Source organism: Flavobacterium sp. UBA6195 (assembly GCF_002422095.1).
Lineage (GTDB): Bacteria > Bacteroidota > Bacteroidia > Flavobacteriales > Flavobacteriaceae > Flavobacterium.
Genome location: NZ_DITB01000032.1, coordinates 31,874 through 55,328 on the forward strand (window position 1 = coordinate 31,874; position 23,455 = coordinate 55,328).

Below are 23,455 nucleotides of genomic sequence, written 5' to 3' on the forward strand. Positions count from 1 at the left end.
TTAGATATATTTATTAATAATAGTTTGTAATTCAATTAATTTGAATGGCTTAGAAATAAAGTCATCCATACCATTTTCAATGCATTTTTCTTTTTCTCCAATCATAATACCCGCAGTTAATGCAATGATTGGTAAATTTTTAAATTTATCATTATTTCTGATTTCAATTGTTGTTTCATACCCATTTTTTATAGGCATTTGAATATCCATTAAAATTAAATTTACATTTTGATTTTCTAATATTTCTAATGCCATTTTTCCATTATAAGCTTCTAAAATTGTACTTTTAGGCAAAATGGAATGAATCATTTTTGTACAAAGTAACATATTTATTTTATTGTCTTCAACAATTAAAATTTTAAATTTTTTACTTAGTTTATTAGATTTATTATTTTTTTTCTCGTCAACATAACCCGAAATTTGTTCTTTAGTGGCAAGACTATTAGCAGTTTCAAAATTAATAGTAAAATTAAAATTACTACCTTCCCCCACAACACTTTTTACATTTATTTTACTATTTAGTTTTTCTAAAATTTGATTTGATATTGATAAACCTAAACCTGTACCACCAAATTTTTTACTTGTGGATACATCTTCTTGAACAAATGATTGGAATATTTTGTTTAAATTATGATTTTGAATTCCAATACCTGTATCAATTACTGAGAAACAAATGGGGACAAATTGGTTTTTATTTTTTTTGACAATTTCAATTTGAAGGAGGACTTCTCCAAAGTTTGTAAATTTTACGGCATTACCAATTAAATTCACTAATACTTGTTTTAGTCTTACACTATCTGTAATAACATATTTTGGAATATTTGGATCAATCATTAAATTTAGATCAATTTTTTTATTAAGAGCATGACTTTTAAATAAGTCTATTACTTGTTCTGCTAATGATCTTAAATTAACAGGTTCAAAAGATAATTCAAACTTTCCAGATTCAATTTTTGAAAAATCTAGTATATCATTAATTATGTCTAGAAGTAAATTAGCAGATTGGTTGATGTTACTCATGTAAACTTGTTGATCTGAATCAAGTTTTGTTTTTAGTAATAAATCAGTAAATCCAATTATTCCATTTAAAGGTGTTCTTATTTCATGACTCATGTTGGCTAAAAAATCTGATTTTGCCTGATTAGCAAGCTCTGCAAATTCTTTTGCTTTTATTGCAGCATCTCTTTCTTTTTGTGCTGTAATATCTCGGGCAACTCCTCTTATTTTAATTACTTCACCTGCTTCGTTTATTACAGGTTCACCAGATCCTAAAAGCCATTTTTTTCTATTTCCAGATAGTGTGAAAGGATGTTCTACTTCGTATGATATTTTTTCTTTAATTGTTCTATCTGCAAGCTGGTCTAAGTGATTTATATCTTCAATAGTTAATCGGCTTCTATATGATTCGGCTAAATTTTCTTTTGCACTTTTATCAATTTCAAAAATGTTGTAAAGTTCATCTGACCAATATAATTTGTTGCTGATTAAATCAAATTCCCAACTCCCAATTTTAGCCATTTTTTGGGATTCATTTAATAATTTTTCACTAAGTATTAATTTTTCTTGGGTGTTTTTAATTCCTGAAATATCCCTAGCTATTGCAAATACTATTTTTGTTTCTAAATTGATAGTTGAAATCCATTGTAACCAAATTTTGGACCCATCTTTTCGTAAGTAACGATTGCTAAAATTGATAGTATTAATTCCTTCACTGAGATTATTTATCTCATTTAAGGTTTTTTCTATATCATCTGAATAGACATAATTGATGAATTTTTTAGTGATTAATTCTGATTCAGTATATCCTAATGTATTAGTGAAAGCGGGATTGATTTTTAAAAAATAACCATCTAAATTGGCTATGCATATTAAATCAGTAGTTTCATTAAAAAAATAGTCAAAATTCTCTTGTAAAGTATCTTTACTTTTGTAGTAGTCTAATTCCGTCTCAAGTTGTTTGATTTTTTGATTAGAAGTAATATGTGAAAGTAGAGTTTTCTTCATTACATCGGAATTATTTGCAATAAATGTAGTGAAAAAACTTTAAAAAAACATGAATCATGTTAAATTATTGAATTCCAAATAACGTTGTTTGGGGTTTTTGCTATAAATGTCAAGTTTTCTTTGGAAACAGGATGGGTTAAAATTAACTTACGTGCATGCAGATGAATCCCTCCATCAGTATTACTTCGGTCAAAACCATATTTTAAATCGCCTTTTATAGGACAACCTATTGCTTGTAGTTGCGCTCTAATTTGATGGTGTCTTCCTGTGTGTAAATCAATTTCTAAAACAAAATAATTATCTAATTTCTTGATGATTTGATAACTTAAACTTGCTTTTTTACTTTCTGGAACCTCTTTCAAATAAGCTTTTGAAGTATTGTTTTTCGTATTTCGTTTTAAGAAATGAACTAAAGTATCTTTTTCTTTTGGAGGACAATTTTTCACAACTGCCCAATAGGTTTTTTGAGTTTCTCTGTTTTTAAACGTTTCATTTAAACGAGTAAGGGCTTTTGAAGTTTTCGCAAAAACAACAATTCCAGTGGTTGGACGATCTAAACGATGTACAACACCTAAAAAAACATCTCCAGGTTTGTTGTATTTTTCTTTGATGTATTCTTTTACTACATCCGAAAGTGGTTTATCTCCGGTTTTATCACCTTGAACAATATCGCCTACACGTTTATTAATTACAATTATATGATTGTCTTCATGCAGAATTTGAAGATTGTTTTTGGTTGAAATTTCTTTAGTAGACACAATTAATATTGCTCATTAATATTAGGAAAATCTTGACTTTTAACATCGGTAACATATTGTCCAATGGCTCTTGTCATTTGATCATATAAATCTAAATAACGACGCAAGAATCTTGGACTAAATTCGTTATTCATACCCAACATATCGTGAATTACCAATACTTGTCCGTCAACACCACTACCAGCTCCAATTCCTATTACTGGAATAGAGATACTTTTAGCTACTTTTTCAGCTAAAGCAGCAGGAATTTTTTCTAAAACTAAGGCAAAACAACCTAATTTTTCAAGCATTTTTGCATCTTCTAATAATTTTTCGGCTTCAGCATCTTCTTTTGCTCTTACGGTATATGTTCCAAATTTATAAATAGATTGAGGAGTTAATCCTAAATGTCCCATAACGGGAATCCCGGCATTTAATATTTTTTTAATCGAATCTTTAATTTCGCTTCCACCTTCTAATTTTACAGCATGTCCGCCACTTTCTTTCATTATTCTGATAGAAGAACGCAAAGCTTCTTTAGAATCCGATTGATAGCTTCCAAAAGGTAAATCGACAACAACCAAGGCTCTTTCACAAGCTCTAACTACACTTGAAGCATGATAAATCATTTGATCTAATGTAATTGGGAGAGTTGTTTCATGTCCTGCCATTACATTACTAGCTGAATCTCCCACCAATATAACATCAACTCCAGCTGAATCAACAATTTTTGCCATTGTAAAATCATATGAAGTAAGCATGGAGATTTTTTCTCCATTTTCTTTCATATCTATTAAGGTTCTTGTTGTTATTCTTTTATAATCTTTCTTTGCTACTGACATGTTTTATCGTATTTGAATCACAAAGGTAGTAAATGTTATTTTCTTTTTTAAAAAGCTTAAAAATATTTATCAAATATTAAATTAATGTTAAATAATGTTTTAATTTAGTGCCGTTTTAAAAATTAAAAAATGATCCCAATATTACTCTTAGTTGCAATTCTTGGCTATTTGTCAGTTATTTTAGAATCTCCTATTCGAATAAACAAAACTATTACAGCATTACTTACCGGAACAGTTTGTTGGGTTGTTATTGCTATTTACAGCCATGACGATCAACATTTAGTTACTGAAAAATTAATGGAATATTTTGGTGAGATTTCTGGTTTGTTGATTTTTCTTATGGGAGCCATGACTATAGTAGAATTAGTGGATCTTCACAAAGGATTTACTGTTATAACAAGTAGAATTAGAACAACATCTGTTTTTAAATTGTTATGGATAGTTGCATTTATTACCTTCTTTTTGTCTTCATTGCTTGACAATTTAGCCACTGCAATTATTATGGTTACTTTGTTAAGAAAATTAATGCCAAAAGGTGAGATAAGAATGATTTTATCAGGTATTGTTGTAATAGCAGCTAATGCTGGGGGAGCTTTTAGTCCAATTGGAGATGTAACAACAACTTTATTATGGATAGGTGGACAAGTAAGTGCTTTTGGAATAGTTAAAATCTTAATCTTACCTTCAATCATGGTTTTATTAGTTCCTGTTATTATTGCAGGTTTTAGAATGAAAGGTTTTGCAGTCCTTAGAGCACAAGTATCCATGGCGCAGGTAAGACAAGAAGAAAAAATGCGAGGTAGTATGAGTGTTTTTATTGCAGGTGTTTTAGGTTTAGTAATGGTGCCAGTAATAAAAGCCATAACTGGATTACCTCCTTTTATAGGAGTTTTAATTTCGCTATCTATGGTGTCTTTAGTTTCAATTGTTTACCATAGAAATAAGTCTCAGGAAGAAAAAGACAAGTTTTCAGTAGCTTATGCATTAACTAAGGTAGATATTAGTTCGATTCTTTATTTTATGGGAATATTATTAATGGTTTTTGCTTTACAAGAAGTTGGAATTTTAAAAGAAATGGCTAATTTCCTAATCACAAACTTACCTAATACAGATTCAATGATTGTTGCTATTGGTGTTTTATCATCAATTGTTGATAACGGAAGTTTAGTAGCAGCAACACAAGGAATGTTTTCTTTGGCAGACTATCCAATAGATAATTCTTTATGGGAATTTATCGCTTTATGTGCTGGAACAGGCGGAAGTATGTTAGTAATTGGTTCTGCAGCGGGTATTGCTGTTATGGAAAAAGAAAAAATAACTTTTATGTGGTACCTCAAGAAAATTACTCCATTAGCAGTTATAGGTTATATAGCTGGAATTGTAACCTATTTAATACAGGTAATGATAATACACTAATTATTATATTATGAATAGTAACTACATTTTAGCACTATTAATATTTTTTAATATATCATTTGCTCAGGAAGCTAACCCTAAGAAAACTGTTGATGACTTTTTTATTGCCTTTCATGCTAAAGATACTACTGCTTTAAAACAATTGTGTCATAATGATATTGTTATGAAAACAATTGCTAATACAAAGGAAGGAAATAAATTAGTTGAGGAAAAGTTTAATGATTTTTTAAATTCAATAGCCAATATTCCTAGTAACGTAAAAGTTTTTGAAAAGTTGATTGATTATAAAATTGAAATTGACGGTAACTTAGCGCATGTATGGACACCTTATGAATTTTATGTTAATGATAATCTAAGTCACATTGGGGCCAATGCTTTTACCTTGTACAATGACAATGGAAAATGGCAAATTATTCATTTAATTGATACGAGAAGAAAGAAATAATTTGTCGAGATAATAAGCCATCAAAGTTCCCACTACATAACAAAGTAAATCAATCCAAAGAAAACCTTCACCTAAAATGTAATGTCCTAAAGTAGTTTTCCGAATGGCAATTAACCAATCAATTTGAACCAATTGTAAGATTTCGATACCAAAGCAAAAAAGTAAACTCAATAGGAGTGAGGTTGATTTTTTCGAATCCATAATTAAAAATCGAAACCCAAAATAAATCAAAACAGCATACAAAATATCTCCAATAAACAATGGAATGTCATTGATTTTTCGAGACAAAATCCCTAAAATCAATGTTATAGTTAGTGCTGATAAATAATATAATCTATTGTTTTTCAATGTCTTTAACAATAATAATTTATTTCGATTGAATGTAAAACACCTTCTTTAAAATAAATAGAGTAAAAACCTGAATCAAAAGAGATATTATAAAAATGAGGATTCTTAAAGCTATATTCTAAATATTGACCATACTTCAAAATGAAATCTTTTTCAGAAATTTGTTGACTAAATATTGATTTTGAATCAAAATAAAATTTAGTATTGGGTTTAAAAAAGATTTCTATCAATTCGGCTTTGTTATTTTCTTGATCTACACTAATAATAAAATCAGAATAATGGTATAAAACATTTGACAAATAAATGCCACACTCATCTTCAACATTCTCTATTTTTGATGGTTTGCCAAATTTTTTCAGCAAATCTGTAAATGAAATCTCGGTATTGTTAAACTTAAAACCATAGATTTCAAAATAGGATGATTGTATTTTTTCTTGTAGTAGTTTAAAGTTTAAATCTGTATGTAATCCTATATTTTTAGCAATTAAGATATTAAACTCTGTATCCTTAATTAATTTTTCATCATTTAATTGTTTGGCTACTTCTAGGTATCGTTCTAAAGCATGCAATTCATTAACATCACCGCTGTTCCAAGTTAATTCTACTAAACGTTCTCCAATGGTTTTTCTATTCGCAACATCAGTTTTTGGTAGTTTATCAAATTGTGCCAATAAATCTTCATAAACAGGTCGTTTCCCTAGATATTTTGCTAAAACAAATTTTGCCGCATTTGGTTCAAATCCATATCCAATATTAACCCATTCTTCTTTATTTAAAGGAAAATAACTAACCGAAACCGCATCACCATTAGTCAGAATTTCTCTTACAGAAGCCAATTTATCAGGTTTACTTCTAGCTTTTAAACCAGCTACGGTAACAAATAAATGATTGCCACCATAATAAGCATCACCACCTTTAATTATTGGGTTAGAAGGATCTTCAATAATTTTATCGTTTCCATTCAAAGTAGTCCGAATAAACTCTTTTTTTACAAAACCAATGGTGAAATTATCGGATTGTACTTTGAGCCAACCATTTTTCAAATCTTCAATGATTTTTATTTCAGCTCCGTATCTAAAATAACCGTAAAATTTACTTTCTATAGATGGTTTTTCAAATAATTTGGTATCATTAATAATCCAATATCTGTCTTGAGCAATTGAATAGACACTCGTAAATAGAAAGGAATAGATAAAAATTAATTTTTTCATATATTAACAATCCGCTAATCCAACCGCAACCGCTAATCCACCTTCTGAAGTTTCTTTGTATTTGGTATTCATGTCTTTAGCCGTTTCCCACATCGTATTAATCACTTTATCTAAAGGCACTTTTGCATGAAGCGCATCGGTTTCTAAAGCTAATTCGGCTGCATTAATAGCTTTAATCGCACCCATGGTATTTCTTTCAATACATGGAACTTGAACCAAACCACCAATAGGATCACAAGTTAATCCTAAGTGATGTTCCATGGCAATTTCGGCAGCCATTGTAACTTGAGCAGGAGTTCCGCCCATCAATTCGCACAATGCCGCTGCTGCCATAGCACTCGAAACACCAATTTCCGCCTGACAACCACCCATAGCTGCTGAAATAGTTGCTCCTTTTTTAAAGATAGAGCCAATTTCGCCCGCCACCATTAAAAATTGCTTGATTTCTTTTTCTCCAGCTTCGTGATTTTCGATTACCAAATAATACATCAAAACGGCTGGAATTACTCCCGCACTTCCGTTAGTAGGTGCTGTAACTACTCGGCCTAACGAAGCATTTACTTCATTTACTGCCAAAGCAAAACAACTTACCCATTTTAAAATCTGACGAAATTTAACTTCGGTTTGTCTGATGATTTGTAACCATGAATAGGGATCTTCATATGGTAAAACCCCAATTAAGTTTTTGTGCATGTCATATGCTCTTCGCTTTACATTTAAACCACCTGGGAGAATTCCTTCTGAATGACAACCAATGTACATACATTCTAACATGGTATCCCAAATGCGAAGTAATTCGTTGTGAATTTCTTCTTCGCTTCGCATGGTTTTTTCGTTTTCGTAAACGATTTCAGAAATCTTCTTTTTTTCTTGAGCACAAAAAGCTAAAAGTTCATCTGCTTTTTCAATGGGAAACGGAAAAGAATGTAATATTTCATCTTTGTGATGGTCCTCTTTTTCTTTTACCACAAATCCACCACCAATGGAGTAGAAGGTTTCGGAATACGTTTCGGTATCGGTTTTTGCTGTAAAAGTTAGTCCGTTAGCATGAAATGGTAGAAAGTTTCTATTGAAAACAATATCGGTTTCAAAACAAAACGGAATGATTTCATTGCCTAAGAAAATTTCTTTCTTGTTTTTTATTGCAGAAATAATCACATCTATACTTTCTACTGGAATGTATTCTGGATCAGCACCACTTAAACCTAACATAACGGCTAAATCTGTAGCATGACCTTTACCAGTTAATGATAAAGAGCCATATAAATCCACTTTGATACTAATTATTGTATCTATTAGATTGCGATTGCGCAATTCTTTTAAAAATTGTTCGGCAGCACGCCATGGTCCAAGAGTGTGAGAACTCGAAGGTCCAACACCAATCTTTAACATATCAAAAACAGAAATACATTCCATAAATAGTTCTTTAGTATAGCAAAGATAGTTTTTAAAATTGAAATTATGCAACACGTAAAACAGTTCAATTGTTACAAATCTTTTGAATTAATAACATAAAATTGGGATTTGATTTCCTTCTTTTTTAGTTCTTTTGCAAAAAAAAGTAATGCCAATAAATAAGTATTTTTTAGCTGCACTATCTGCCTTTATTATTTGGGGATTTTTCAGTTTGGCTTTGAAGCCTTTAACAGATTATGCTTCACTAGATATTTTATTCTTCCGAGTTTTTATTGCTACGGCTTTCTTATTGGGAATTAATTTATTTTTTAGAAAATCAGTGGTTATTGAAGCGAAGAAAACGTTCAATGAACTTTCCAAGAAAAAACAAAAATCAGCTGTTATCATGACGATTGTTGGCGGACTTTTGCTTGTATTAAATTGGTTTTTATTCATTTATGCGGTGAATCATGTGAGTTTGCAATCGGCATCTTTCGCGTATATTATTTGTCCCATTCTAACTACAGTTTTAGCTTTTATATTATTAAAAGAAAGAATAGATGTTTGGCAATGGATAGCAGTAGGATTATGCGTAATTAGTTGTTTGATATTATCTTATGGGAATTTCAAAGATTTAATTTATAGTGTGATAATTGCTTTAAGTTTCGGATTTTATTTGGTTTCTCAAAGAAAGAATAGCGATTTTGATAAATTCTTGATATTGACCGTTCAAATGGTAATTTCTTCAGCTATTTTATTACCGTTTTATCCCAGTTATGGTGGAGCAGTTCCAACCGAATTTTTGTTTTATTCGCTACTTTTAATCATTGTAATTGTCTTCACGATTATTCCTTTATTCCTGAATTTGTATGCATTGAAAGGATTAAATTCTTCTACTGTTGGGATTTTAATGTACACCAACCCATTGATTCATTTCTTTTTAGCCATTTTCTATTTCAAAGAATCGGTTTCGGTTGCCCAAATTGTTTCTTATTCCTTGATTTTGATTTCTATCGTGGTTTTTAACCTGACGAATTTTAAAAATCTAAGACAGAATCGAGTGAAATAATCACAACAAAACGACATTTTGTCAGTTCAAAAAACCTGACAAAAGCTGTTTTCTGTCAAATTTATATATTTTTCGTTATGGCACAATCATTGAATTAAAGTCATCGAGTTTAAAATTGAAATTTAAAATCTAACAAGTATAAAAATGAGCAAAATTATTGGAATCGACTTAGGAACAACCAACTCATGTGTGGCTGTAATGGAAGGTGGAGAACCTGTTGTAATTGCAAACGCAGAGGGAAAAAGAACAACGCCATCTGTTATTGCATTTGTAGAAGGTGGAGAAATTAAAGTTGGAGATCCGGCAAAAAGACAAGCAGTAACTAACCCAACAAAAACGATTGCTTCGGTAAAACGTTTTATGGGTAACAAGTATACTGAAAGTGCAAAAGAAGCTTCAACAGTAGCTTACAAAGTGGTAAAAGGAGACAACGATACACCTCGTGTTGATATCGATGGTCGTTTATATACACCACAAGAATTGTCTGCAATGACACTTCAAAAAATGAAAAAAACAGCTGAAGATTATTTAGGTCATTCAGTTTCTGAAGCAGTTATTACTGTTCCAGCTTACTTTAACGATGCGCAACGTCAAGCTACAAAAGAAGCAGGTGAAATTGCAGGTTTAAAAGTAATGCGTATTATAAATGAGCCAACAGCAGCAGCTTTAGCTTATGGATTAGACAAACAAGGTAAAGACCAAAAAATTGCTGTTTACGATTTAGGTGGAGGTACTTTTGATATTTCTATCTTAGAATTAGGAGATGGCGTTTTTGAAGTATTATCTACAAACGGAGATACACACTTAGGTGGAGATGATTTTGACCAAGTAATTATTGATTGGTTAGCTAACGATTTCAATGCTGCTGAAGGTGTTGATTTACGTAAAGATCCAATGGCATTACAACGTTTAAAAGAAGCAGCTGAGAAAGCTAAAATTGAATTATCAGCTTCTGCTCAAACAGAAATCAACTTACCATACGTAACCGCTACGGCTTCTGGACCAAAACACTTAGTACAAACATTAACAAGAGCTAAATTTGAACAATTAGCAGAAACTTTAGTAAAACGTTCTATGGAACCAGTTGCTAAAGCATTAAAAGATGCTGGTTTATCCGTTTCTGATATTGATGAGGTAATCTTAGTTGGAGGTTCAACTCGTATTCCTGTTATCCAAGAGCAAGTGGAGAAATTCTTTGGTAAAAAACCATCAAAAGGAGTTAATCCAGATGAAGTTGTAGCTATTGGTGCTGCTATTCAAGGTGGAGTTTTAACTGGAGATGTTAAAGATGTATTGTTATTAGACGTTACACCGCTTTCATTAGGTATTGAAACTATGGGAAGTGTAATGACAAAATTAATCGAAGCTAATACGACTATCCCAACAAGAAAATCACAAGTTTTCTCTACAGCAGCAGATAACCAACCATCGGTAGAAATCCACGTATTACAGGGAGAAAGACCAATGGCAAATGATAACAAAACAATTGGTCGTTTCCATTTAGATGGTATTCCACCAGCACCAAGAGGCGTTCCTCAAATTGAAGTAACTTTCGATATTGATGCGAATGGTATCATCAAAGTTTCTGCTACAGATAAAGGAACAGGAAAATCACATGATATTCGTATCGAAGCTTCTTCAGGATTAACTCCAGAAGAAATCGAGAAAATGAAAAAAGATGCTGAAATGAATGCTGAAGCAGATCGTTTAGCAAAAGAAAAAGCAGATAAATTAAACGAAGCGGATTCAATGATTTTCCAAACAGAGAAACAATTAGGAGAGTTTGGAGATAAATTATCTGATGCTAACAAAGGAGCTATCGAAAGTGCTTTAAATGAATTAAAAGCAGCTTACGAAACTAAAGATATAGCAACGATTACACCAGCTTTGGATAAAATCAATGAAGCTTGGAAAAATGCATCAGAAGAAATGTACAAAGCACAAGCTGATGGTGGAGCTGCACAAGCAGAACCTCAAGCAAACGCTTCTGGAGATCAAACGCAAGATGTAGATTTCGAAGAAGTGAAGTAATTTTCAAATCGAAAATAAATATAAAACCGAATCAGCAATGATTCGGTTTTTTTATTTAACATAGTTCGTTTTAATTTTTTTGTATATTGGTAACCTAATTAACAACCTACTATTATGAAAAAACTATTTTTACTTCTTATTTTATCAATATCAACAATCGGAATCGCTCAAAAAGGAAAAACAAAAGCAAAAGCAGCAGCTTCAAAAAATGTTGTTTTAACGAAAGTTGATAACATTTCTGCTGAGGTTATTTCTGATAAATCAGGAAAGCGAGTAGTTCTTTTTGTCAAAAATGAAGATAAAGTAGATACACTAGAAGTAAAAAAACTTGAAAAAACGGATTTTAAACCAACTGGTTTTGTTGTAAAAAGTTTTTCAACGCAAGGAAAAAAGTTTTATCATGTAAACTGGCAAGAAGAAATTAAAATTGATACCAAACTAAAAAAAGAAAATGGTAATGTTACAGAAGATCAACTTTGGGATATTGAATCAAAAACGCTTTTGTTAGGAAATACTCAAAAGTCGAGTCATATTAAGGAAACGGTTTTTTTAGATGCTAACAAAACCGCTTCTCATGATGTTGAAAAAAATAGAAATGAAGGTTTTGAATTTGTGTTGAACGCTGATGGAAGTTTTGCTCTAAAAACGAAAACTCAAAACAGCATTTATGTTTACAATGTAACTACAGGTAAATATGAAATAAAAGGTGCTCCGAAGTCTTCAGGAACAAAAAAGAAAAGATAAATTCTGTTTATTATTAAAATTAAAAAGGGGAGAGCTTTACAACTTTCCCCTTTATCTTTAATATTCAATTTTTATTTTGGCTTCATAGCATTTTCAATTCTCGCAACTAAATCATTTAAATGGAATTTAGTCAATCGATCAGAAGAAGCTGCAGCAGTTGATTTTAATTGATTTTTTAATTCATTTAATTGACCACGAGCAATTGAAGGGATATCGGTATCCGCTAAAACAATTCTTCTTCCATTGAAGAAAGCAACATTGTTTTTATCGCTTGACATTGTTTCAATTAATTTTGATACATATAATTTTTGAAGATTTCTTCTGTAAATATCAATTGGTGCATTTGTTCTTACTTCAGAAAAAATACCTTTTCTTAAATCGCTCATTAATTCATCAACTGAATAATTTGCTTTGCTTTGTGAAGAAGTTTCTAATAATCGAACCAAACGATCTCCAGCCAATAAACTTGATAAAGTACCGTCTTGAATTGACTTAATTACTTCAACGCCGTTTTCTGGTCTAATTTTAGATAAAATATTTTGATCTAATAACCATTTTGGGGTTTTAAATAATTGCTCATTTAAGAAAGCAACAGCTTCATTTTGAATTGATGATGGAACAACTTCGTATTTGTCACCTTGCATGTCGTATGTTTTTGGAGTTTCGTAAATACCACCAACGTTTTTAGTAACATGTCCCATATAACGTCTGTACTGACCAGTTAGCGAGTTGTACAAACCATTTAATTCATCATAATCTTCACCTTCTTCTTTGCTCCATTCAATTAAGTTAGGTAAAATTCTTTTCAAGTTCTTAATACCATATACAGAAGCTTTCATTGCATTATCCCCTAAATCTTCAGTTTGATAGCGTGGGTCATAAGGATTTGTTTCAGTACCAAACCACAAACGACGATTTTTGTATGCGTCTTTAGTCATCTCATTCAATAATGCTTTTTCAGTATCTTCATCTTTAGCATCATTAAAATACGAATATCCCCATTTAATAGCCCATTTGTCATAATCACCAATTCTTGGGAATAAATCTTTTACACCATCTTCTGGTTGCGCTACATAGTTAAAACGAGCATAATCCATGATAGATGAGGTGTGACCGTTTTTCTTTTGGAACTCAGGATCTCTTAATTTTTCTACTGGAGTTGCAAAACTTGCTCCCATGTTATGACGTAATCCTAAAGTATGGCCTACTTCATGAGCCGCTACAAATCGAATTAATTCGCCCATTAATTTATCGTCAAATTTTTTATTTCTAGCTTGTGGATCAACTGCCGCAGTTTGAATTAAATACCAATCGCGCAATAAACTCATAATATTATGGTACCATCCAATGTGACTTTCCATAATTTCACCTGTTCTTGGGTCGTGAACATTTGGTCCATAAGCATTTTGAATATCTGCTGCAAAATAACGTAACACTGAAAAACGTGCATCTTCTAAGCTCATTTCAGGATTATTTTCTGGCCAATATTCCCCACGAATTGCGTTTTTCCAACCAGCAAATTCAAATGCTTCTTGCCAGTCGTCGATACCTTGTTTAATGAAAGGTTTCCACTTGTCTGGAGTTGCAGGATCTAAATAATAAACGATAGGTTTTTTAGGTTCAATTAATTCTCCTCTTTTTTGTTTTTCTGCATCTTCAGCATTTTTAGGTTCTAATCTCCATCTAACAGCAAAAATTTCTTTATCAGCTTTTTGAGAATCTTCTTCAAAAACATCATAATCATTAGCAAAATATCCAACTCGCTTATCAAAAGCTCTTTTTCTCATTGGCTTTTGTGGTAATAATATCATTGAGGTATTAAACTCAAATGTTACAACTCCTGCATCAACTCCTGCTGGCAAATCAGTTCCAATTCTTGGTGTTGGTGATAAAGAGATTTGTCTTGGAACGGTAGTAAAAGTTTTAACCGTTCTAATTTCTGTATTTATTGGAAAACTTTTGATGCTTTGAATAAATGATCTGTCTTTTTGAAATGCTTGTATTTTTAACATTTGCTTATCTAAAGAACCTAAAGAAAAGGTTTGTAAATCGGAATCAAATGCAGAAGTCATATCAATTACATAGCCCACATTTTCTTTACCTTTTGCATCTTTTTTATAGGCTAAGACATCGAAGTTTCCAATAATAGGATCAGCACTTGAGTTTTTTACTGCCTTTGTGATTGGTTTGTCCTCATCAGGAGTTGCTATTACATAAGTAATAGAACGAACTAATATGTTGTGATTTAAGCCTTTTTCAAATTTTATTACCTGACGGTTTACTTCTTCTCCACCAAATATACCACCACCAGCAGGGGTTTTAGAGTATCTTGTAATGGTCATAATTTCTTTGCCGATTAAAGAATCAGCAATTTCAAATAAATATTTATCACCTACCTTATGAACATCAACTAATCCTTTTTGAGTAACAGCGGTAGAATCAATTACTTTCTTGTAAGGTTTTGGTTCTTTTTTGCCTTCTGGTTTTTTTGCATCTGTAGCAACAGTTGCCGTTTTATTACCATTTGTGGTTTTCTTCTTGTTTTGTGTTGCACTACAAGAAAATAGAAATAGTACTAAAAGACTACTCAATAAAGTTAGTTTGTTTTTCATTTTTTTGTTAGTTTATTCAAATTTATTTGAATTCTTTGTTTTATGTATCTCAATTAAGTTTTTATTAAGAATTTTAACATTAAATTTTATAAGTTTTTTTTAAAATTACATTTTAACTTTATTATGCATGCATAGTATTTGCTTTTTTTGTAATTTTGATTTTAAATTTAATTTATATGGAAAAACAATCTTTGACTTCGATTTTACAAATTACTCATCCTGTAATTATGGCTCCTATGTTTTTAGTTTCAAATACTAAAATGGTTATTGAAGGAATGAAGAGTGGAGTAGCAGGTTGTATTCCAGCATTGAATTACAGAACTTTAGAAGAATTAAAATCCGCAATTCACGAATTAAAAGCCTCTAAAGTTTCAGGCGGAAGTTTTGGATTTAATTTAATAGTAAACAAATCCAACGTTAAATACAAAGAACAATTACGTATTTTGTGTGAAGAAAAAGTTGATTTCATTCTAACTTCGTTAGGTTCACCAGAAGAAACTATCAAGGAAGCTCATAAAGTTGGAATTAAAGTTTTTTGTGATGTAACTGATTTAGCTTTCGCAAAAAAAGTAGAAAGTTTAGGAGCTGATGCAATAATAGCAGTAAATAATCAAGCTGGTGGACATAGAGGAAATATTAGTCCGGAAGAATTAATAAAATCTTTAAATGAAAATACTTCTTTACCAGTAATTTCAGCTGGTGGAGTAGGAAGTAAGGTCGATTTAGAAAAAATGCTAAGTTATGGAGCGGTTGGTGTTTCTGTAGGAAGTCCGTTTATTGCTTCAATTGAATCTGGAGTTTCTCAAGAATACAAACAAGCGTGTGTAGATTATGGTGCAAAAGATATCGTAATGACAGAACGAATTTCGGGAACACCATGTACAGTAATCAATACGCCTTATGTTCAAAAAGTAGGAACTAAACAAACGTGGTTAGAAACTTTATTAAATAAAAATAAAAACCTAAAAAAATGGGTCAAAATGATTCGTTTTTACATCGGAATGAAAGCTACTGAAAAAGCCGCAACACAAGTAACTTATAAAACCGTTTGGGTTGCTGGTCCAAGTATTGAAAATACGAAAGCTATTTTACCAGTTTCTGAAATTGTAGCAAAATTGGTTAAGTAGTTAATTTATACATACATTTGCTAAAATAATTTCATTGAAAAGAGTCGCTCATTATATCATAACTATCTTAACCGTTTTTGTATTCGGTTATTTGTTGTTGCGTAGTGATGAAACTTTGTCAATTTCTCAACCTGTAAAAAAGGAATCTACAAAGGAAATTTATTTAAATTTCAGTCAAGGGAAGATCGATTTTAATCAAGATGGAATTCAAAAAGAATCAGTTTCTCTAAAAACGAATCATAATTTTTCGAATTCGAGTGAAAGTGTCAGAAAACAAATTCCTTCATTTTTATTACCAACTTCTTTAATTCAATTGGAGTTATTTAATAGGAATAGTTTTGAAGTTTTCTTTATTAAAAAGAATCTTTTATGTCTGTTTTTAAACACTTCAAGAATTATTTTTCCATTTCATTATTTCTGGTAAAATTTATTTTAAGCTTCGTTAATCCCTTGTAAATAGTATACTTGGGTTGTTTTACTATACACTTAATTTAAAATAAATTCAAAATGGATATTACCAACACTTTTATAGGAATCGTATTCTTTTCCTTAATTATTATTCCTATTTTCATCATCAATAATAATATTAGAAAGAGAAAAAATCAATTATTAAACACGTTAAACGAATTATCATCAGATAAAAATGCTAAGTTTTCAGAAACCGATTTTTGGTCAAACAATTCAGGAATTGGTCTAAAAGGCAAAATGTTAGCTTACTTCAGAAAAGAGGAAGAAACTCAAGACAATGAAGTAGTTGATTTGAAAGAAGTTAAGAAATGTTCTTTAGTTCAATTTGACAGACACGGAAATGTACCAAAAAACAATCATGAAATTAATAAATTGGCTTTGCATTTATCATTAAACAATCACAAAGAAATTCATTTAGTTTTCTTTCATGCTGATGCTAAAAATTTCATCATAGGAGAAGAATTTAGAATAGCAAAAAAATGGTATGATATTATTAATAAGGAAATAATGAATTAAATAAACTAATATTTAAAAGCATTTACAATGACTTAATTGTAAATGCTTTTAAGTTTTTCATTAAAATATTTAATCATAAAATTCTTTCTCTTCCAAAGATTTTGTAACAACAGAAATACCTTTTTGCATTAATAAATTGTTTGGATAGGTAATCATTTCGCCATCTATTGTCCTTAATACAATATAAAAAGCTTTAATATCGTCTATCTCACCTTCAATAGGAAAATCTTTATCATGAATTTTAATTTTATCACCAATTTTAAAAGGATAAGAAAAAAAGATGATAATGCCAGCAGTAATGTTACTTAAAATCGACCATTGCGCAAAAGATGCCACACCCACAACCGCAAAAACTGAAGAAATAAAAAGTAAAATTTGATCTTTTTTAACGCCCCAAATGATAGTTATTGATAACAAAGCTAAAATTACAAGAAGCAAATTTATGTATTTGATAATCAAATTTGTACGATGTTCTAAAACTTCATTTAATTGAGCAAAACGCTTAACAACTTTAGCAATGCTAATTCGTAAAATAATATAAAAAAATAATACAACTAGGGTTGCAATTTCTTCATGTAAATACGGATTTTTAATTAAATCAAACATACTGCATCAATTTTTGAAATAACATTTCGGTTGGTAAACCTACCACATTTGTATAAGAACCTTCAATTTTTGAAATTCCGATTAAGCCAATCCAATCTTGAATTCCGTAACTTCCAGCTTTGTCAAAAGGTTGGTAATTATCAAGATAATATTTGATTGCTTCATCAGATAAATTGGCAAAAGTAACTTTGGTCACACAATGAAAAACTTCCGTTTTCTCAATAGATTTCAAGCAAACAGATGTAATCACTTCGTGCGTTTGATTCGCTAATTGTTGTAACATTTGAAACGCGTCGTCATAATCTTTTGGTTTCCCTAAAGCTTTACCGTTTAACCAAACAATTGTGTCACTCGTAACTAAAACATCGTTTTCTTTTAGTTCGTTTTCGAAAGTACTTGCTTTTAATTCGGCTAAGAAATTGGTGATTTCTTCCGCTTGTAAATGTTCTGGATAGATTTCTTCAATTTCTTTTAGGCGAATGGTGTAATGCAAATCCATTTCCTTAAAAAACTGCTGTCTTCTTGGCGAACCCGAAGCTAAAATAATGTTGACTGTATTGAGTTTGTCTTTAAGCATTGGCTAATTTTAAATTGAAAACAATAACAGCAACTGATAAAATTCCAAAAAATAATATGATTTTCAAAACCAAACTCAAATGATGAAATTCTTTTTTCGTTGTGGCATTCAATAATTTCACTCCGAAATAAATAAGTGGACCAACGATTAAAATCATCGTATAATATACTACGTAATCCAATTCGAATAAATTAGAATTTACATAATAGGCTAAAATTCCAATTGAAATTACGGTTAAAACACCCACAATTATTTTCGTTTTTTGAACTCCAATAGCGATAGGTAAGGAATTAATTCCTGATTGATAATCGCCATCCATATCTTCCATGTCTTTAACAATTTCACGAATCAAATTGATGATAAAAGCAAAAATGGCATAATGCATTAAAATATCAAAAGCTTCTTTCATTCGGAAACGATTATCCATATCGATTGCGGGTAAAATATCAAATAATCCAATGATGATAATACTAGTGGAAAGCATCAAGGCTACTACCACATTTCCAAGAACTGGAATTTGCTTGAAACTAGTAGCATACATATATAGTAAAGTTGCCACCAAAATAAACATGGAAGCAAAAGTAGGTTTGTAAATCACATTCGATAAATAAAATCCAATTCCAACACCAACAATCGTCAAACCAATGTACCAATTATACGCTACTGTTTCCGAAATAGAAACACCCACCACACGGTTTTGAGGTTTAGCAATTTCATCAGTATCCTGATCCATAATATTATTGATGACATAACCGCCAGCAGCGATGCAAACTGTTGCTATCACTAATAAAATATAATTAAAATCGGTTAAGGCTAAGTCTACATACGATTGTGCTAAAAATAAATAACGAAACACCAATTGCATGAAGGCTAGCATTAGTAAATTTTGGTATCGAATTAGTTTTAAGTATTTCATGTTTCAGTATTCAGTTTTCAGTGTTCAGTATTCAGTTTTCAGTGTTCAGTATTCAGTGTTCAGTATTCAGTTTTTACACCGAATTTTGCTGGATTTAATAACATATAATTTATCAGTTTTCCGACTTCTTTATTCTTCTCGGTTAATTCGATAAAAGTGTTTTCATTAATGTATTTACAAGCGAATGCAAATTCTAACCAAGTTTGTGTTTCTGAGTTTTCGGCATCACTATCTGTTAATTTACTATGAAAGTGTTTTGGGTAAACTCTTTTCCTGTATGATTCAGCAATATTTGCACAAACACTTCGAGATGATCGTCTAATTTGGTCAGTAAGTGAATAGGTTTCTTCTTTTGGAAACGATTTTGAAACTTCAAAAATCTCCATTGCAACTTCAAATCCTTTTTTGTAGGCTAATAAATCTTGATAAATCATTTTAAAGTATTAATAGTCTATATACAATTTATTCAACTGGCCACTCCACACTGACCACTGATTACTTATCATTAATCAAACTTCGCATCAAAATGTTCCATCCATTTGCCTTGTACTTTCATGACTTGTTCAATAACATCACGAACGGCTCCTTTTCCGCCTTCTACGTGCGAAATGTATTTGGAAATTCCTTTGATTTCTGGAACTGCGTTTTGCGGACACGTTGGTAAACCTACTAATTGCATTACATGATAATCTGGAATATCATCTCCCATGTATAACACATTTTCAGGTTGGATATTGTATATATCCGTGAATTCTTTGAAGGTTTCTACTTTGTTTGGAACACCTAAATGAATATCAGTAATTCCTAAATTTCGTAAACGAACGCGAACCCCTTCATTGCTTCCTCCCGAAATAATACAAACGGTGTAGCCATTTTCTACAGCGGCTTTCATAGCATAACCATCTCGAATGTTCATGTTGCGAAGCATTTCACCTGTTGGTGTTATGTGAATACTTCCATCGGTTAACACTCCATCCACATCGAAGATGAAAGTGGTAATTTGATTCATGAGTTCTTTATAACTTTTTGACATGTTGTATCGATTGTGTAAGTAATTGATATAAGTTTTTATATTCGGGATTTTCTAAGAAATCTAAATGTTTTTCGATGGTTTTGGTATCGTTTCGCAAGGCCGGACCCGTTTGTGCTTCTTTTGGCGAAAGTTCCGTGATTTTATGAGCCGTTTCTTGAATTAACGGATGCAATACTTCAAAAGGAACGTTGTTTTCTTCGCAAATTTCATTNNACTTTTTGGGAAATGCAATTTCCTAGTTTTTCTAAAAGTTGGTAATCCGATTCCTTTTCAGCTTCTAAACAAATGGGAATAGGAGCGAAGTCGATTTCTTTTCCTTTAGTAAACGTTTGTAATGGATAAAAAACGCCTTTTCTGTTCTTGTCATTCAAAACAGAAATATCTGAGGAACCCGAAGTATGCACCACCAAACGATTTTCAAATGGTAATTGCGCAGAAACTTCCGTAATAGCATTATCCGAAACTGAAATAATATACAAATCTGCTTCTGTAATTTTTTGATAATCAGCTGTGATTTTAGTTGAAGGAAGCAAATGCGATAAATGACTAGGGTTACGAGCAAACGCTTGTGCCAAATCCACATTTTTAGCTCGCAATAACACTTGAATTAAGTGTTGCGCCACATTTCCTGAACCGATTAAAACGACTTTTATCATGGGGTAAAAATAGTGAATTTTGAGGAGAATTTGCAATAAAAACGCCTGATTCATTTGAATCAGGCGTTTTTATATACTGTAAACTGAGACTGTAAACTGAACACTATCTCAAGCTCGCTCCTAACTGAGTTTCAAAATTACCCTGTAACTTACTCATAATTTTATCAATTTGAGTATCGGTTAGCGTTTTTGAATCGTCTTGTAGAATGAAACTTATGGCGTAGGATTTTTTACCTTCTGGCAAGTTATTCCCTTGGTAAACGTCAAATAGATTAACATCTTTCAATAAGCCTTTTTCAGTTTGTTTCGCAATATTATAGATTTGTTCGAATTTCACGTTTTCGTCTAATAATAAGGCTAAATCTCTACGAACTTCTGGATATTTTGGAATATCAGTGAATTTAATTTTCGTAGAAACGTATTTCTGAATCTTATCCCAAGCAAAATCAGCATATAATACTTCTTGCTTAATATCAAAGTATTTTAAAACCGATTTTTTAACGGTACCGAATTCTACAATTACTTCTTTTCCAACGGCTAACGCTAATCCTTCAGCGAAAACATCATTTTCAAACGGTAAAGAAGTTACTTTTTTATCCAATCCTAAACGACTTAAAATGGTATTGATATAACCTTTAAATAAGAAGAAATCGGATTTTGATTGTGGATTAGTCCAACTTTCGTTTTGTCTGTTTCCAGTTACTAACAATGTTAAGTGTTTGTTTTCATCATAACCACCTGGCATTTTGTGGTAACTTTTTCCAAATTCGAAGAATTTTAAATCGCTTCTTTTTCTGTTAATATTGAAAGAAACCGCTTCTAATCCTGAGAACAATAAGGACTGACGCATTGCTGATAAATCGCTACTTAACGGATTTAACATCATTACATTGTATTCCTCTTTTAAGTTTTCAGATAATTTTACGTAATCTGGCGTTGTTAATGAATTTGCCATCATTTCGTTGAAACCTAACGAGCACAGTTGGTTGGCAATGACATTTTGTACTTTATATTCTTCCGTTCTAGAAGAATAAGCAGTTGTAGCATTTACTTTTGATGGAATTTTGATGTTGTTGTAACCATAAACTCGTAAAATTTCTTCAATAACATCAATTTCTCGAGTTACATCTACACGATAAGAAGGAATTGTTAATCCTAAACCGGCTTCGGTGATACTGTTAACTTTGATGTCTAATGAAGCTAAAATCTTCTTAATCGTTTCAGGCTTGATTTCTTCTCCAATGATTTTATTCACTTTATTGAAATGAATAAACACACTGAAATCTTCAATCTTTTTAGGATAAATATCAATAATATCCGAAGTAATTTCGCCACCCGCTACTTCTTGAATTAACAAAGCAGCACGTTTTAAAGCGTATTCGGTAATACTTGGATCGATTCCTCTTTCAAAACGGAAAGAAGCATCAGTACTCAATGTGTGTCTTTTAGCCGTTTTTCTCACCGAAACCGGATTAAAATAAGCACTTTCTAAGAAAATAGCCTGTGTTTTTTCAGAAACTCCCGAAGTTTTTCCTCCGAAAACACCCGCAATACACATTGGGCCACTTTCATCACAAATCATTAAATCTTCTTCGTGAAGTGTACGTTCGATATCATCTAAAGTAACAAATTTAGTTCCAGCTGGAACCGTTTTTACTACTACTTTATTTCCTTTTATTTGAGCGGCATCAAAAGCATGTAACGGTTGACCTAATTCGTGTAAAACGTAATTCGTAACGTCAACAATATTATTTTTTGGAGTTAAACCGATTGCTTTTAAACGGTTTTGTAACCAATTTGGAGATGGTTTTACGGTAACTCCAGAAATCGTAACCCCACAATATCTTGGCGCTAATTTTTCGTTTTCAACTTTTACATCGATTTTTAAAGTACGTTTCTCCACTTTAAATTTACTTACCGATGGAGTAATTAATTCAGAAGAAGTTCCTTTTTGTAACAAACCAGCACGAAGATCACGAGCCACACCCATGTGAGACATAGCATCAGCACGGTTTGGAGTTAATCCAATTTCGAATACTTCGTCTGTTTCAATTTCGAATACTTTTGAAGCTGGCGTTCCTGGTTTTAAATCTTCGTTTAAAATCATAATTCCGTCATGACTTTCGCCTAAGCCTAATTCGTCTTCAGCGCAAATCATTCCGTGACTTTCTTGTCCGCGGATTTTTCCTTTTTTAATTTCGAATGCGTTTCCTTCTTTGTCAAATAATTTTGTACCAATAGTCGCCACAGGAACTTTTTGACCCGCCGCTACGTTTGGAGCACCACAAACAATTTGAACAGGAGCATTTCCGTCACCTAAATCAACCGTTGTGATTTTTAGTTTATCAGCATCAGGATGTTTTTCGCATGTTAACACATGACCAATCACAACGCCTTGTAAACCACCTTTTAAACTTTCGTATTTGTCAACGCCTTCAACTTCTAAACCTAAGTCGGTAAGAATGTCGGCAATTTCTTCAGATTTTAAATCGGTTTTAATGAACTGTTTTAACCAATTGTAAGATATACGCATTTTGTATCGAATTTTAAACGGCAAAGATACTTTATAAAATTAGAATTTAGAAATTAGAATTTAGAAATTTTGAACACTAGTTTGGTGATAAGTTTAGAAAGATTAAATTGTTAATTTGATAAATATTTGAGTTAAAAATTAATAGAAATCATTGTTGTCCGATAAAAAA

The 23,455-nt window shown here is 31.4% G+C and carries 23 protein-coding genes; 8 read left to right on the forward strand and 15 right to left on the reverse strand.

The genetic code is table 11. From position 1 onward, the window contains the following. From B4I81_RS02405 to panB, 3 genes are read right to left on the reverse strand one after another with little or no spacing between them, the layout of a single operon-like run. Positions 1–2,004: a PAS domain S-box protein gene (locus B4I81_RS02405; RefSeq protein ID WP_291107002.1), complete on the reverse strand. Its 2,004-nt coding sequence runs from the start codon at positions 2,002–2,004 to the stop codon at positions 1–3. Between the two features lie 59 nt (positions 2,005–2,063). Further along, the gene (locus B4I81_RS02410) at positions 2,064–2,762 is read right to left on the reverse strand and encodes an RluA family pseudouridine synthase (protein ID WP_291107004.1); all 699 of its coding nucleotides are present in this window, start codon (positions 2,760–2,762) and stop codon (positions 2,064–2,066) included. Positions 2,763–2,764: 2 nt separating this feature from the next. Continuing rightward, on the reverse strand, positions 2,765–3,583 hold the full coding sequence (gene panB / locus B4I81_RS02415) for a 3-methyl-2-oxobutanoate hydroxymethyltransferase (RefSeq protein ID WP_291107006.1): 819 nt from the start codon (positions 3,581–3,583) through the stop codon (positions 2,765–2,767). Positions 3,584–3,712: 129 nt separating this feature from the next. Between panB and nhaD the strand changes: the two genes are divergently transcribed. Both nhaD and B4I81_RS02425 read left to right on the forward strand, forming a co-directional pair. Then, positions 3,713–4,999 (forward strand): sodium:proton antiporter NhaD, encoded by a 1,287-nt coding sequence (gene nhaD, locus B4I81_RS02420; protein ID WP_291107008.1) that lies wholly within the window; start codon positions 3,713–3,715, stop codon positions 4,997–4,999. Between the two features lie 10 nt (positions 5,000–5,009). Continuing rightward, the gene (locus B4I81_RS02425) at positions 5,010–5,444 is read left to right on the forward strand and encodes a nuclear transport factor 2 family protein (RefSeq protein ID WP_291107010.1); all 435 of its coding nucleotides are present in this window, start codon (positions 5,010–5,012) and stop codon (positions 5,442–5,444) included. On the opposite strand, the gene B4I81_RS02430 is transcribed toward B4I81_RS02425, so the two are convergent. The 3 genes from B4I81_RS02430 to B4I81_RS02440 are packed head-to-tail and all read right to left on the reverse strand — an operon-like array spanning position 5,418 to position 8,419. Beyond that, complete coding sequence (locus B4I81_RS02430; protein ID WP_291107012.1) at positions 5,418–5,792, reverse strand: DUF2809 domain-containing protein; 375 nt, start codon at positions 5,790–5,792, stop codon at positions 5,418–5,420. The genes B4I81_RS02425 and B4I81_RS02430 overlap by 27 nt on opposite strands. A gap of 5 nt (positions 5,793–5,797) precedes the next feature. Next, entirely contained in the window at positions 5,798–7,003 is a 1,206-nt protein-coding gene (locus B4I81_RS02435) for an SH3 domain-containing protein (RefSeq protein WP_291107014.1), read from the reverse strand. A gap of 3 nt (positions 7,004–7,006) precedes the next feature. Then, positions 7,007–8,419, reverse strand: a complete 1,413-nt coding sequence (locus tag B4I81_RS02440; protein ID WP_291107016.1) for an L-serine ammonia-lyase — start codon at positions 8,417–8,419, stop codon at positions 7,007–7,009. A 148-nt stretch (positions 8,420–8,567) separates the two neighbouring features. On the opposite strand from B4I81_RS02440, the gene B4I81_RS02445 reads away from it, so the two are divergent. The 3 genes from B4I81_RS02445 to B4I81_RS02455 all read left to right on the forward strand — a co-directional run bounded on the left by B4I81_RS02445 (position 8,568) and on the right by B4I81_RS02455 (position 12,242). After that, positions 8,568–9,467, forward strand: coding sequence for an EamA family transporter (locus B4I81_RS02445; RefSeq protein WP_291107018.1), 900 nt, complete (start codon positions 8,568–8,570; stop codon positions 9,465–9,467). 144 nt (positions 9,468–9,611) lie between these two features. Continuing rightward, complete coding sequence (gene dnaK / locus B4I81_RS02450) at positions 9,612–11,498, forward strand: molecular chaperone DnaK (RefSeq protein WP_291107020.1); 1,887 nt, start codon at positions 9,612–9,614, stop codon at positions 11,496–11,498. 114 nt (positions 11,499–11,612) lie between these two features. After that, positions 11,613–12,242, forward strand: a complete 630-nt coding sequence (locus tag B4I81_RS02455; protein WP_291107022.1) for a hypothetical protein — start codon at positions 11,613–11,615, stop codon at positions 12,240–12,242. Positions 12,243–12,313: 71 nt separating this feature from the next. Here the strand turns inward: B4I81_RS02455 and B4I81_RS02460 are convergent, their stop codons facing one another. Further along, positions 12,314–14,854, reverse strand: coding sequence for a zinc-dependent metalloprotease (locus B4I81_RS02460; RefSeq protein WP_291107024.1), 2,541 nt, complete (start codon positions 14,852–14,854; stop codon positions 12,314–12,316). A 176-nt stretch (positions 14,855–15,030) separates the two neighbouring features. Here B4I81_RS02460 and B4I81_RS02465 point away from each other — a divergent pair, with 176 nt between their 5' ends. The 3 genes from B4I81_RS02465 to B4I81_RS02475 all read left to right on the forward strand — a co-directional run bounded on the left by B4I81_RS02465 (position 15,031) and on the right by B4I81_RS02475 (position 16,965). Beyond that, positions 15,031–15,981, forward strand: coding sequence for an NAD(P)H-dependent flavin oxidoreductase (locus B4I81_RS02465; protein WP_291107026.1), 951 nt, complete (start codon positions 15,031–15,033; stop codon positions 15,979–15,981). A 34-nt stretch (positions 15,982–16,015) separates the two neighbouring features. Beyond that, entirely contained in the window at positions 16,016–16,405 is a 390-nt protein-coding gene (locus B4I81_RS02470; RefSeq protein WP_291107028.1) for a hypothetical protein, read from the forward strand. 83 nt (positions 16,406–16,488) lie between these two features. Next, positions 16,489–16,965 (forward strand): hypothetical protein, encoded by a 477-nt coding sequence (locus B4I81_RS02475; RefSeq protein ID WP_291107030.1) that lies wholly within the window; start codon positions 16,489–16,491, stop codon positions 16,963–16,965. A 69-nt stretch (positions 16,966–17,034) separates the two neighbouring features. Here the strand turns inward: B4I81_RS02475 and B4I81_RS02480 are convergent, their stop codons facing one another. From B4I81_RS02480 to pheT, 8 genes are all read right to left on the reverse strand, one after another. Further along, positions 17,035–17,571: a mechanosensitive ion channel domain-containing protein gene (locus B4I81_RS02480; protein WP_291107032.1), complete on the reverse strand. Its 537-nt coding sequence runs from the start codon at positions 17,569–17,571 to the stop codon at positions 17,035–17,037. After that, complete coding sequence (locus tag B4I81_RS02485) at positions 17,564–18,148, reverse strand: Maf-like protein (RefSeq protein ID WP_291107034.1); 585 nt, start codon at positions 18,146–18,148, stop codon at positions 17,564–17,566. Before B4I81_RS02485 ends, B4I81_RS02480 begins: the two co-directional genes overlap by 8 nt. After that, complete coding sequence (locus B4I81_RS02490) at positions 18,141–19,064, reverse strand: geranylgeranylglycerol-phosphate geranylgeranyltransferase (protein WP_291107036.1); 924 nt, start codon at positions 19,062–19,064, stop codon at positions 18,141–18,143. Before B4I81_RS02490 ends, B4I81_RS02485 begins: the two co-directional genes overlap by 8 nt. 59 nt (positions 19,065–19,123) lie before the next feature. Then, positions 19,124–19,498 carry a four helix bundle protein gene (locus tag B4I81_RS02495; protein WP_291107038.1) on the reverse strand — a complete coding sequence of 125 codons (375 nt, stop codon included), beginning with the start codon at positions 19,496–19,498 and terminating at the stop codon, positions 19,124–19,126. A 71-nt stretch (positions 19,499–19,569) separates the two neighbouring features. Beyond that, on the reverse strand, positions 19,570–20,097 hold the full coding sequence (locus tag B4I81_RS02500; protein ID WP_291107041.1) for a KdsC family phosphatase: 528 nt from the start codon (positions 20,095–20,097) through the stop codon (positions 19,570–19,572). Further along, positions 20,081–20,269, reverse strand: a complete 189-nt coding sequence (locus B4I81_RS11810) for a DUF2520 domain-containing protein (RefSeq protein ID WP_349678562.1) — start codon at positions 20,267–20,269, stop codon at positions 20,081–20,083. The genes B4I81_RS02500 and B4I81_RS11810 overlap by 17 nt, the downstream gene beginning before the upstream one ends. A gap of 34 nt (positions 20,270–20,303) precedes the next feature. Further along, positions 20,304–20,807, reverse strand: a complete 504-nt coding sequence (locus B4I81_RS02505; protein WP_422653571.1) for an NAD(P)-binding domain-containing protein — start codon at positions 20,805–20,807, stop codon at positions 20,304–20,306. A 49-nt stretch (positions 20,808–20,856) separates the two neighbouring features. Then, positions 20,857–23,286, reverse strand: a complete 2,430-nt coding sequence (gene pheT / locus B4I81_RS02510; protein WP_291107044.1) for a phenylalanine--tRNA ligase subunit beta — start codon at positions 23,284–23,286, stop codon at positions 20,857–20,859. Between the last annotated feature and the right edge of the window lie 169 nt (positions 23,287–23,455).

Coding starts and splice junctions, on each gene's coding strand:
- B4I81_RS02480 (WP_291107032.1), bottom strand. CDS start 17,571: ATGTTTGATTTAATTAAAAATCCGTATTTACATGAAGAAATTGCAACC.
- B4I81_RS02405 (WP_291107002.1), bottom strand. CDS start 2,004: ATGAAGAAAACTCTACTTTCACATATTACTTCTAATCAAAAAATCAAA.
- dnaK (WP_291107020.1), top strand. CDS start 9,612: ATGAGCAAAATTATTGGAATCGACTTAGGAACAACCAACTCATGTGTG.
- B4I81_RS02455 (WP_291107022.1), top strand. CDS start 11,613: ATGAAAAAACTATTTTTACTTCTTATTTTATCAATATCAACAATCGGA.
- B4I81_RS02440 (WP_291107016.1), bottom strand. CDS start 8,419: ATGGAATGTATTTCTGTTTTTGATATGTTAAAGATTGGTGTTGGACCT.
- B4I81_RS02500 (WP_291107041.1), bottom strand. CDS start 20,097: ATGTCAAAAAGTTATAAAGAACTCATGAATCAAATTACCACTTTCATC.
- B4I81_RS02460 (WP_291107024.1), bottom strand. CDS start 14,854: ATGAAAAACAAACTAACTTTATTGAGTAGTCTTTTAGTACTATTTCTA.
- B4I81_RS02485 (WP_291107034.1), bottom strand. CDS start 18,148: ATGCTTAAAGACAAACTCAATACAGTCAACATTATTTTAGCTTCGGGT.
- B4I81_RS02445 (WP_291107018.1), top strand. CDS start 8,568: ATGCCAATAAATAAGTATTTTTTAGCTGCACTATCTGCCTTTATTATT.
- panB (WP_291107006.1), bottom strand. CDS start 3,583: ATGTCAGTAGCAAAGAAAGATTATAAAAGAATAACAACAAGAACCTTA.
- B4I81_RS02425 (WP_291107010.1), top strand. CDS start 5,010: ATGAATAGTAACTACATTTTAGCACTATTAATATTTTTTAATATATCA.
- nhaD (WP_291107008.1), top strand. CDS start 3,713: ATGATCCCAATATTACTCTTAGTTGCAATTCTTGGCTATTTGTCAGTT.
- B4I81_RS02435 (WP_291107014.1), bottom strand. CDS start 7,003: ATGAAAAAATTAATTTTTATCTATTCCTTTCTATTTACGAGTGTCTAT.
- B4I81_RS02475 (WP_291107030.1), top strand. CDS start 16,489: ATGGATATTACCAACACTTTTATAGGAATCGTATTCTTTTCCTTAATT.
- pheT (WP_291107044.1), bottom strand. CDS start 23,286: ATGCGTATATCTTACAATTGGTTAAAACAGTTCATTAAAACCGATTTA.
- B4I81_RS02495 (WP_291107038.1), bottom strand. CDS start 19,498: ATGATTTATCAAGATTTATTAGCCTACAAAAAAGGATTTGAAGTTGCA.
- B4I81_RS02465 (WP_291107026.1), top strand. CDS start 15,031: ATGGAAAAACAATCTTTGACTTCGATTTTACAAATTACTCATCCTGTA.
- B4I81_RS02490 (WP_291107036.1), bottom strand. CDS start 19,064: ATGAAATACTTAAAACTAATTCGATACCAAAATTTACTAATGCTAGCC.